Annotated in this window: 6 protein-coding genes and 2 pseudogenes; 6 read left to right on the forward strand and 2 right to left on the reverse strand. The window is 48.3% G+C overall.

Annotated elements, in window-relative coordinates; translation table 11 throughout:
* From PsWM33_RS17180 to PsWM33_RS17205, 5 genes and pseudogenes are all read left to right on the forward strand, one after another.
* Positions 1-4542, forward strand: a 4542-nt coding sequence (locus PsWM33_RS17180; RefSeq protein ID WP_275078562.1) for a calcium-binding protein, incomplete at its 5' end; no start/stop codon positions are given.
* A gap of 832 nt (positions 4543-5374) precedes the next feature.
* Positions 5375-6453: pseudogene (locus PsWM33_RS17195) on the forward strand (IS3 family transposase).
* Between the two features lie 80 nt (positions 6454-6533).
* Positions 6534-6731 (forward strand): annotated as a pseudogene (locus PsWM33_RS26870) (integrase core domain-containing protein); the annotation flags it as partial.
* Between the two features lie 364 nt (positions 6732-7095).
* Entirely contained in the window at positions 7096-7566 is a 471-nt protein-coding gene (locus PsWM33_RS17200) for an antitoxin Xre/MbcA/ParS toxin-binding domain-containing protein (RefSeq protein ID WP_193778413.1), read from the forward strand.
* Positions 7567-7737: 171 nt separating this feature from the next.
* On the forward strand, positions 7738-8274 hold the full coding sequence (locus PsWM33_RS17205; protein WP_063301020.1) for an RNA 2'-phosphotransferase: 537 nt from the start codon (positions 7738-7740) through the stop codon (positions 8272-8274).
* Positions 8275-8310: 36 nt separating this feature from the next.
* On the opposite strand, the gene PsWM33_RS27410 is transcribed toward PsWM33_RS17205, so the two are convergent.
* Both PsWM33_RS27410 and PsWM33_RS17210 read right to left on the reverse strand, forming a co-directional pair.
* Positions 8311-8487, reverse strand: a complete 177-nt coding sequence (locus PsWM33_RS27410) for a hypothetical protein (protein WP_193778414.1) — start codon at positions 8485-8487, stop codon at positions 8311-8313.
* A 98-nt stretch (positions 8488-8585) separates the two neighbouring features.
* Positions 8586-8936 (reverse strand): helix-turn-helix domain-containing protein, encoded by a 351-nt coding sequence (locus PsWM33_RS17210; protein ID WP_063301021.1) that lies wholly within the window; start codon positions 8934-8936, stop codon positions 8586-8588.
* Between the two features lie 746 nt (positions 8937-9682).
* Between PsWM33_RS17210 and PsWM33_RS17215 the strand changes: the two genes are divergently transcribed.
* The gene (locus PsWM33_RS17215) at positions 9683-10720 is read left to right on the forward strand and encodes an IS110 family transposase (RefSeq protein ID WP_063301022.1); all 1038 of its coding nucleotides are present in this window, start codon (positions 9683-9685) and stop codon (positions 10718-10720) included.
* The last annotated feature ends 287 nt before the right edge of the window (positions 10721-11007 follow it).

The following is an 11007-nucleotide window of genomic DNA, read 5'->3' on the forward strand; positions in this document are numbered from 1 at the left end:
TCTCGATCAGTTGAAGAAATCGAGTTTGCTGATGGGACGGTTTTAAACCTTGAGGCAATTCAATCCAAATCGGTTGCCGATCAGAAGACAAATGGCACTGGCACGATTATTGGATCTGATCATGCTGAGACCTACATCCATTCGCTGGGTGATGGGTCCTATCAGATCAGCGATCTGGATTTTGACAAACGCACCGACCGTCTTGTTTTTACGGATGTGAATGCGGACGATGTTAGCTTTGCCTCTAGCTGGGGCAAGGACTTGGTGATCACGCTTTCCAATGGTGAGCAGATCACTGTCGTTGATCACTTTACGGAAAATCAAATCTATTCCATCGAGCAGATTGAGTTCGCTGATGGCGTGGTTTTGAATCATGAGGCCATTCGCAATAAGTCGGTTACAGATCAAAAGTCCAACGGAACCGGTACAGTTGTCGGCACAGATTATGCTGAGATCTACACCCACACACTGGGTGACGGATCTTACCGGATTAGTGATCTGGACCATGACAAGCGCACCGACCGTCTTGTATTTACGGATGTGAACGCGGATGATGCTAGCTTTGCTGCAAACAGTGGTGATGACTTAGTTATTACGCTCTCCAATGGCGAGCAAATTACAATTATCGATCATTTTGCAGGGCACCTTTTTAATTCTATTGAGCAAATTGAGTTTGCCGATGGTGTGGTTTTGAGTCATGAGGCTATTCGCAACAAGTCGGTAGCCGACCAGAAGGCCAATGGGACCGGTACGATTATTGGGTCTGACTATGCTGAGGCCTATATCCACGCGTTGGGAGATGGATCTTACCGGATTAGTGATCTGGACCATGACAAACGCGCAGACCGTCTTGTGTTCACGGATGTGAATGTAGGCGACGTTAAATTCTCTTCCACCACTGATGAAGATCTGGTGATCACGCTTTCCAATGGTGAACAGGTTACTGTGAAGGATCACTTTGCCAATGGTAGTCGTTTCTCCATTGAGCAAATAGAATTTGCCGATGGAACAGTGTTGGATCTTGAAGCCGTCCGCAACAAGTCGGTAGCTGATCAAAAGATTAGCGACTCTGGCACAGTGATTGGTTCTTATAACGGAGAAACCTATACCCATGCTCTCGGGGATGGGTCTTATCAAGTTCACGACTATGGGAGTTCGGATCACACAGATCGTTTTGTATTTACGGATGTGAATTCTGATCAGGTGGTGTTTGTTCAGTCTGGTGATCACTTACGGATTGGTGTGGCTGGAACCGACACGATCACCATCTTTAATCAGTTGAAGAGTTCAACATATCGTATTGAGTTTTTTGAGTTTGCTGACGGGGTGACCTGGAGCTCAGCAGATGTTGCATCTCGTGTTGTTGCTGCTGGCGACGTTCCTGGTGACAAGGTCGGAACCGAGAGCGACGACACATACACTCATGCGCAAGGGGATGGGTCGTATTCCATTGTTGAACCACAAGATTATAATGGTAACGAAACGCTCACTTTTACAGACACTGCTTCTACTGAAGTGAGCTATAGCCGCAGTGGCAATGACCTGATCCTGACACTTTCTAACGGCGAACAGATTACGATCGTGCGCCAGCTTGACGGTGATGGCTACCGTTCCGTTGAAAGTTTTGTGTTTGCCGATGGGATCACGCTTAACCAGGACGAGGTTCGTAATCGTCTAATGGCGGATATGAAAGCCTTAGGAAACGTTCGTGGGACAGAAAAGGATGAAGCTTATACCCATACTCTGGGGGACGGCTCCTATACCATTGCTGAGCCACAAGATTACGGTAGCGCTGAGACATTGACGTTTACAGATGTGAACTCTGATGATGTGAGCTACAGCCGCAGCGGAAATAACCTGATCATCCACCTTGCCAACGGTGAACAGATCACGATTGAACGCCAGCTTGACGGTGATGGCTACCGTTCCATTGAGAGCTTTATGTTCGCTAATGGTATCACCCTTACCCAGGATGAGGTCCGCACTCGTCTGATGGCGGATATGAAAACGTCCGGGGCTGTTCTGGGGACAGAAAAAGACGAGGCCTACATCCATACCATGGGTGATGGCTCCTACGCCATTGCAGAACCTGATGCATATAGGAGCCGGGACACACTGTCGTTTGCGGATGTGAACTCTGATGATGTGAGCTACGGCCGTAGCGGAAATAACCTGATCATCCACCTGCCGAATGGCGAGGAAATTACGGTTGTGCGTCAGCTTGATAGCGATGGTGATCGTTCTGTTGAGAGCTTTGTATTTGCTGATGGTGTCACGCTCACCCAGGATGAAGTTCGTGGCCGGCTGATGGCCGATATGAAGGCGTCAGGAGCTGTTCTGGGAACAGAAAAGGATGAGTCCTACGTTCATACGCAAGGGGACGGCACATACTCCATTGCTGAGCCAGATGATTATAACGGCGCTGAAACGTTGACATTTACAGATGTAAACTCTGATGATGTGAACTACAGCCGCAGTGGCAACAATCTGATCATTCGCCTGCCGAATGGCGAGGAAATTACGGTTGTGCGTCAGCTTGATAGCGATGGTGATCGTTCCATTGAGAGTTTTGTGTTTGCCGATGGGATCACGCTTAACCAGGATAAGGTCCGCACTCGTCTGATGGCGGATATGAAGGCCTCAGGAGCTGTCCTTGGGACAGAAAAAGATGAAGCCTATGTTCATACGCAAGGGGATGGTTCCTATACCATTGCTGAGCCGAAAGATTATAAGGGCAATGAAACGCTCACCTTTACGGATACTGCTTCTACTGAAGTGAGATATAGTCGTAGTGGTAATGACCTGATCCTAACACTGTCTAATGGCGAACAGATTACGGTTGTGCGCCAACTTGACAGCGATGGCTACCGTTCCATTGAGAGTTTTGTGTTTGCTGATGATATCACGCTTAACCAGGATGAGGTCCGCAATCGTTTGATGGCGGAAATGAAGGCCAGTGGGTTTGTCATTGGAACTTACAAGAATGAGACCTATACCCACACAATGGGGGATGGCTCATATTCCATAACGGACAAAGATGATTATGGCAGCGCTGACACCCTGACTTTTACTGATGTGAGTGCGGCAGATGTTCGCTTCAGCCGCAGTGGCAACAATCTAATTATCCGTCTGCCAAATGGCGAACAGGTCACAGTAATTCGTCAACTTGATAGCAACGGAAACAATGCCATCGAAACCATCTTGTTTGTTGATGGTACTTCTATGAGTAGATCTGTAGTGTCTCAACTGGCAATCGACAGCCACACTACAGATGGGAACGATGTAATTATTGGGACAGATGCCTTCGGGGAAGTCCTCAACGGAGGATTAGGGAACGATACGCTCAAAGGTCAAGATGGAGACGATGTCTACCATTACAGCTTAGGCCATGGGCAAGACACGATTTTTGAAGGCGGAGCTGACGGGTCAAATGACAAGTTAATACTTGGTAATGATATTGCTCAAGAAGATGTTATTGTAATTCGCAGCTCAGAGGACCTTGATGATGTAAAGCTTGTCTTCAAGGATGGTGGTTCCATTAACCTTGAAGAGCAATTCTACAACAGTAGAGAAGTTGGCGTTGAGCAGATTATCTTTGCTGATGGAACAATTTGGGATGAAGAAATCCTGCTGCAAAAATCGGTAGAAGCGACAGCTTCACATGATCGTCTGGTTGGTGGGAAATCCTCAGACACCATTCATGCTGACAAAGGAAATGATTATATCTTTGGTAGCGATGGCAATGACACGCTTTACGGAGACGAGGGAGAGGATGAAGTCCGAGGTGGCAACGGCGACGATACGCTTTATGGTGGAAGTGGAAACGACCACCTAGTCGGCGGGGATGGTGTTGATACGCTTGATGGCGGAACAGACAACGATCTTCTCGAAGGTGGCAAAGGGAATGATATTTACCTTTGGGGCGCCGGCGATGGCAATGACACTATCAAAGAGGAAAGTGGATACGGCTCGGACCGTTTGAAACTTAAGGAATTGAACGCTGATGATATTGTGTTAACGCAAAGTCTGGAGAACCCGCGAGACCTGATCGTGACTATTAAGACAACCGGCGAGAGCATCACTCTTATTCAAAGTTATAGAGAAAATGCTGCAGGTCGCAGCGAGGGAGTTAACTATCTTGAGTTTGCCGATGGCACCACTTGGGATCAAAATACAATGAGAGCGAACACCACTCTTGTTGGTACCGCTTCCGCAGATATAATAGTCGGCGATGATTATTACGGCGAGCGTATTGATGGGCTTGCTGGTGATGATCTGATGACAGGAAACGGTGGCTCCGATACATTTATTTTCGAGGGCGAAAGCTTTGGTCATGATGCTATTTTGGACTTCGAAGCTGGAGCGGGTTCTGAAGACGTAATCCGCTTTGATGCTGATCTCTTTGCAGATTATGATGCCGTCGTGGCTGCAATGAGCAGCGTTGGTTCAGATACCGTGATTAAAATTGATGAGAGCAATTCTGTAACCTTGCGAAACGTTACAAGCACCAGTTTGCATCAAGACGACTTTGAGCTGGTTTGATTACTCTATGAACTCGACATATTTAACAGAACCTTGGCGACCATTGGGCGCCAAGGCGTTTTTCACGTCCCGCTTCGGTTATTTGTGGTGGGCGTTTTAGGTCTTGCCATCAACCTTCTGACGCTGGCCGGTCCCTGGGCTGCATCAGGAAAATGAAGAGATGGGATGGTTGCCGCCCTCCCCAGACGGCATCGCAATGTACTAGGATAACGGTTGTCTTCAACTCGAAGAGAACCCATCATCTGCAATTTGACCTCGAACTGTCCGTGTTCTTGCTGCTGAAATGGCACAGCGAAGTTATTCAAGTCCGTGAGCCGTTCCCCCTTGAAATAGATGATACCCGTAAGCTTGCGCTTGAAGCCGGGATCAAACACCCCGATCTAGCTGGTGTTGACCAGTATATGTCCTCCGACTTCTTAGCGAGTACTGCAAGACACATGCTTTGATCCTGATGATTAAGGCAACCTGCTTGAGCCATCATCGACAAGTAGAACTCATAGAGAAGTGAACTATTAATAATGCAACTAGCATAATTTCTATGTTTTCATAGTATTAGAGAGTTTGTGTTGTCGGAGGAAAATAAAGTGTCCTCCTGATAGAAGCATTTTCTCACATGATCTGCCACTCGAGACCTAAGGCGGTTGCTCAACTTATCACTTTGAAAGGTAACGGTGCGGACTATTGCTGCCCTTCGCTGTAACGAAAAAACTCTGATCAGTGAGAGGCGGCGGCTAGCGTCGGGCGGTGGATTCAACTGGTCGGGTAATCCCCCCCGGAATTTGATCGAGTTTGAAAGTAGAGATATTGTTGCCTCATATTGAGGACTGATTTTATGAAGAAATCTCGTTTCAGCGATGCACAGATCATTGCGATATTAAAGCAAGGGGAGAGCGGCATTCCGGTTGCACAGTTGTGCCGCGAACATGGCATGAGCGCTGCGAGTTTTTATAAGTGGCGGGCAAAATACGGTGGCCTTGATGCCCCGATGATCTCAACGATGAAGTCTACTGAAGATGAGCTCCGCCGGTTCAAGAAGATGTATGCCGAACTGTCGCTGCAAAATGAGCTTTTGAAGGAAGCACTGGCAAAAAAGCCTTAAAGCCATCTCAACGCAAGGAGATGGCTGTGTTTGCTGTTGAAGGAAAAGGCGTTTCTATCGCTCTGGCGTGTCGCACCTTTGGTGTGAGTGAGCGCTGCTACCGTTATCAGCGGCGGTTTTGCGATGAGAATGCTGTCATAGCTGATTGGCTGTTGCGTTTAACGACAACCAACAGGAGCTGGGGTTTTGGGTTGTGCTTCCTTTACCTTCGCAACATCAAAGGCTTTGGCTGGAACCATAAGCGTGTTTATCGCATTTACTGCGAGCTGGAGCTAAACCTGCGGATCAGGCCGCGCAAGCGCCTGAAACGGGCAAGGCCTGACAAGCTGGCGGTGCCCTCCAGCCCCAATCAGACGTAGTCAATGGATTTCATGTCTGACCAGCTGGAAGATGGCAGGCGGTTTCGCACCCTCAACATTCTGGATGACTTCAATCGGGAGGGATTGTCGATCAAAGTCGACTTCTCTCTTCCCGCACTCAGGGTGGGGCGTGTCTTACAGCAAGTGATTGAATGGCGAGGCAAACCTAAGACGATACGTGTTGACAATGGCCCGGAAAACATCAGTGAAACCCTGCTGTCATGGGCTAGCTCGCAAGGTATTGAAATCCGACATATCCAGCCAGGAAAGCTGGCTCAAAATGCCTATGTGGAGCGCTATAACAGAACAGTCAGGCAGGAATGGCTGGGCTTTGAGAGCATCGAACAGGCCCAGTGGGAAGCAACCAACTGGCTCTGGACATACAACAACGAACGGCCCAACATGGCCATCGGCGGCATCACACCCGCAACCAAACTAAAACTGGCAGCATAACTCTACTGCCGAGACCCTTCAAAAATGGGGGGATTACCGTCGCGGCAACACACTCTGAGAACTTCTCAGCTGGGGCTTGATATTGCGAGAGTTTTAATGGCCGAATGCGGGATGAGCTACTGAATGGCGAAATCTTCTACTCGCTACGTGAAGCCCAGATAATCATTGAAAGCTGGAGGAGGCACTACAACACTAAACGGCCACACAGTGCTCTGGGGTACCGTCCGCCGGCCCCCGAAGCCATAATTTCCATGGACCAAAGACCAACCATGCACTAACTTTCAATATGGACCTTTCAATGGGCTGCTGCTCACTCGCATAGGCAAATCGTGTGGCGTATGACGGCTCTGTTGTAAATATTTTTGGCGTAGAATAATTTTCTTTGCTTCAGCGCCAAAAGGGCACACACTTGGACGCTGAGGATCCGATTTTCAATCGAATATGGAAAATCTTGAAGTGATGATCAGCGTAATGAGTGATGTACTGGAATGGTATTCTAAGTTTTTAGGCCCAAGCGAAACTTTGCAACAGAGCCATCTCAGGTCCCCGGCCAGACCTCAATTGTCGCTTGCGTTGAAGTCTTACAATCAGATTGGGTGCAAATCCTTCCAAGTGCGCCACACGATGTATACAGGGATATCGATGCTGAAAGCTGTTGAAGATGACCACCACATCGCAAGAACCTATAAGGTTCTCGGTGGTGAGAACACAATTGGTAGACCGGTGAGAACCAGCCTGGAGGCTCATGAACTGCTGTTAGATGGCTTGCCGATCTCCACTTTGTTATTTTTGACCAAGAAAGCTGCTCTTCTTGGTGCTGCCGACACTCTGGAAAAAACGATAGGGATCAGACTACGGACACTACACAGACGACATCGGAAACAGGACGGCGCGGTTCTATCTGTAGAACTCAGCAACAAAGTCTGGAAGTTTGCCGACATATTGGGTCAGGCAACAGAAATTTTTGGTACGACGACAGCTGCAGCAGAGTGGCTGAGTAATCCTGCAACAGGTCTGGATCAGCGGAAACCGATTGACCTCATTGCGACAACAGTAGGGCTGGAAATGCTCGAAGAGCACATGGCACGCCTCAAATACGGGGTCTATTTATAGCGGCATTTCCACCACCTTTCGACAAGACAAAGCCTGTTCTGGTCCTGAGCCTAAAACAGCATAGAGTGTTGTTCGCACATCTATAGAGTATCAACCTGCACTCAAAACACTGCACAAAGCTCCCGATACTATAATACTCTAGTGCAAGATCAGCGGAATCAAGGCCTTCACATGCAGAAAACGGACGGAAAAATAAGCAGATTCCTTAGCCTCATTTTACGTCATGAACCCGAGAAAATCGGATTAAAACTGGACGTTGCTGGGTGGGCATCAATTGCTGAACTAAAGAAGAAATGCGGGTTCGATTTAAGTACTGCGCAACTGGAAAGGGTCGTTCGGGACAACAACAAGCAAAGGTTCGCAATTTCCGCAGACGGCCGTAAGATTCGTGCCAACCAAGGCCACTCGATCGATATAGACCTTGGTTTGTCTGCGACCCAGCCGCCAGAGTTTCTGTTCCACGGAACTGCTAGCAAATACATGGGATCTATCTTGAAGAATGGCTTAGAACCTCAAACAAGGCAGTATGTACATCTCAGCAATACGATAGATACTGCAATTTCGGTTGGATCTCGTCGTGGAAAACCTATTATTTTTCAGGTACCTGCTCTCGAGATGCATCAAAGCGGTCACGCTTTTTTCCTTGCGCACAACGGCGTTTGGTTGAGCAGATCAGTTCCATCCAAATACTTGCTGCAGATCAGGTAACTGTTACTTTCCTCCAACAGTCCAAATTTCCTTGGACTAGCTGTAAGAGAGTCCTTCCTGCTTACACAATTCGGCAATTCGGTCCTCGCCGCAGAACCCAGTAAGCACAATTCGGTTCTTGTCTTCAGTGAAATAGCGATTGCGGGACTTGCCCCGGATTTCCTTGTCCATGCATTCTGCAGCAACGCTGGCAGTCTTTGTGCTTCGCCGCATGCCGCACTCCTGCCGTCGTGATCTTGGGCCAAAACGTTCCCTTATTCAATTCAATCGATCTGTCCATATAGGGTCAATGACAAACAGGGTGTGCATTCTTAGAAAGCAATTCCTTTGGGGTCAATCGGTCCGTCTGTTCTTGCCCTCGCACGGCTTTTCTCAGAGGAAATACGCTTAGGCAGGCGCTGCAAATCCAATAACATGCCCGTAGTGTCACGGCTTACGTCCAGCAGGTTAGAGATCTTCTCTATCTCACCAAGAACATGTAGTGCCCCAACCAACGTCTCGATCTTCACACCGGGATCCCCACGTTCTAAACGTGATACCGTTGCTCTTGATACGCCAATGCGTTCTGCAAAATCGGAACACGCCAACTTACGCTTCCGACGCGCGATATTGATATCGCTACCCAGCTTCTTAAGGGCTTTAATTACAGTAATGGACGGCATAGCTTCATCAATTTCTTTTATTGCACTTGGAGGCGAAGCAAAATGAATTGTACACGCCTCTCATGAATAAAGTATAATACATATATCCATACTATGTGCGATATCTGATACTTAAACATTTAGCGGCATGATTAGATATATTTCAGCGTGGGTTGGAAATATACGTATCACTTCTCGCCAAAATGCGGTGCTCCGTCAAAACCCAACCCGGTTTCTGGCGAAATACGATCATTTTCACCCCAAGAACTATTGGCTCTTAGCCTGTGTCAGATAGCCTTGGAGCTATAAGCGAAGTTAATAATTATAATTTTTCTTAGACGTAATAGAAGACACGGCAGATAACTAATGCGCACAGACAAACCCGAATATGGTTGATAAAAGGGTTGGCATACTTTCTGGTGATCGGAAGAGGCCTAATATGGCACGAGCTGCTACAAAACCAAATCCCGCAAGCAGACACAAAGTTGCACCGTTTCTCAGCCCTGCCGCTGTTAGTGTGCAAAAATTATTATGCCAAACCAGCCTTGTGTGCAGGAACTATTATACATTCACATTAATTGTGTGACGGCATAATAAAGTATATAATGTCGCATATCTTACACCTTGCTGCATGTGCAAAAAGCTCTCCCCAAATTTATGCTATCTTGGCACAGCGGGCCAATAGCATGCGTAATCGGGCTTGTCCTTCACGAAAGGTCAACTCCTGTTAAGATCGCAGCATATTGCTGCGAGGATGGGAGAGCACCATGGAATACTATGCTGGTTTAGATGTTTCTTTACGGTCTGTTTCAATTTGCGTGATCAACGGCGAAGGCAAGATTGCGTTTGAACTCTCAGTTGCCTGCGAGGTAGACGTTATCGCCAGCACCTTGGCAAAGGTGTCGTTGCCTATTACCCGCATAGGCTTTGAAGCTGGAACAATGAGCCAGCCTCTGTTTTACGGTTTGAAAGAACAACACGGTTTTGACGTTGTCTGTATGGAGGCTCGGCAGGTGAATGCCGCTCTGTCGGCCATGCGTAACAAGACTGATAAGAACGATGCACGTGGCATAACGCAGGTTCTGCGCTCTGGCTGTTATAGCCCGGTACATATGAAAAGTCGCCTTTCGCATGCAATGCGCACGCTTCTGAGCAGTCGCAAGGCCTGCTTGCGTAAATGTATAGACCTGGCAAACGAGGTCCGCGGGCTCTTGAAGATTTACGGCCTGCGCTTGCCAGAACGGATTAAACACACACGCTTTGATGCAACAGTGCGACCGTTTATCGAAGCCAGTCCGGATTTGAGCCTGGCGCTGGTTCCACTGCTGGACGCGCGGCTTGCTTTACTGCAAGCTTATCAAGAGCTAGATAAGCGCGTTAAACACGCGGCAAGCACCAATGCAGTTTGCTTACGACTGATGGAGATCCCCGGCGTTGGCCCAATGACCGCACTCGCATTTGTCGCTGCTGTAGATGATCCAGCGCGTTTCAAGAGCTCGCGAACGGTTGCTACTCATTTCGGCTTAACGCCAAGGCGATTTCAGTCAAGAGAAACCGAGAATCCTGGTCGGATCTCCAAAGCAGGAGACATGGAGGTTCGCTCTACCCTTTATACGGCTGCCAATGCGATGCTAACCCACTGTACCGGCAGATCCAGCATCAAGAGCTGGGGGATGCGCCTGATGCGGACCAAAAGGCGCCGCCGTGCCGTTGTCGCTGTGGCCAGAAAGCTTGCAATTGTCATGCACCGTATGTGGGCTGATGATACATCGTCCTGTCGTGATGGCCTAGAGGTTGCAGCATGATTTAATCGCACTTCAACATCACGGCAGGATCGTCCTCTCTGGACGAGGTTTGTAGATGAAGCCGAAAATGTCTGCTGCGCCATGAAAGCGCGTCCATTAGCGTGGCTCTCTACAACCATTCCGGCACATGCATGCAGCCTTTCACTGTAAAGAGCAATCCAGACTGCGAAGAGAAGCGTGACCCGGAGATGGATATGATCCGAATACAAGGAAAAAGAGCTTGACCTCAGCGCCCGATTAGAGAAACGGTCATTCAGGTCATTCAGGTCATTCAGGTCATTCAGGTC

Origin of the sequence: Pseudovibrio sp. WM33, assembly GCF_001623165.1 — a bacterium.
Lineage (GTDB): Bacteria > Pseudomonadota > Alphaproteobacteria > Rhizobiales > Stappiaceae > Pseudovibrio.

Excerpts from the sequence above, each read along its gene's own strand:
- PsWM33_RS27410 (WP_193778414.1), bottom strand. The coding sequence starts at position 8,487 with ATGCGGCGAAGCACAAAGACTGCCAGCGTTGCTGCAGAATGCATGGAC.
- PsWM33_RS17215 (WP_063301022.1), top strand. The coding sequence starts at position 9,683 with ATGGAATACTATGCTGGTTTAGATGTTTCTTTACGGTCTGTTTCAATT.
- PsWM33_RS17200 (WP_193778413.1), top strand. The coding sequence starts at position 7,096 with ATGCTGAAAGCTGTTGAAGATGACCACCACATCGCAAGAACCTATAAG.
- PsWM33_RS17210 (WP_063301021.1), bottom strand. The coding sequence starts at position 8,936 with ATGCCGTCCATTACTGTAATTAAAGCCCTTAAGAAGCTGGGTAGCGAT.
- PsWM33_RS17205 (WP_063301020.1), top strand. The coding sequence starts at position 7,738 with ATGCAGAAAACGGACGGAAAAATAAGCAGATTCCTTAGCCTCATTTTA.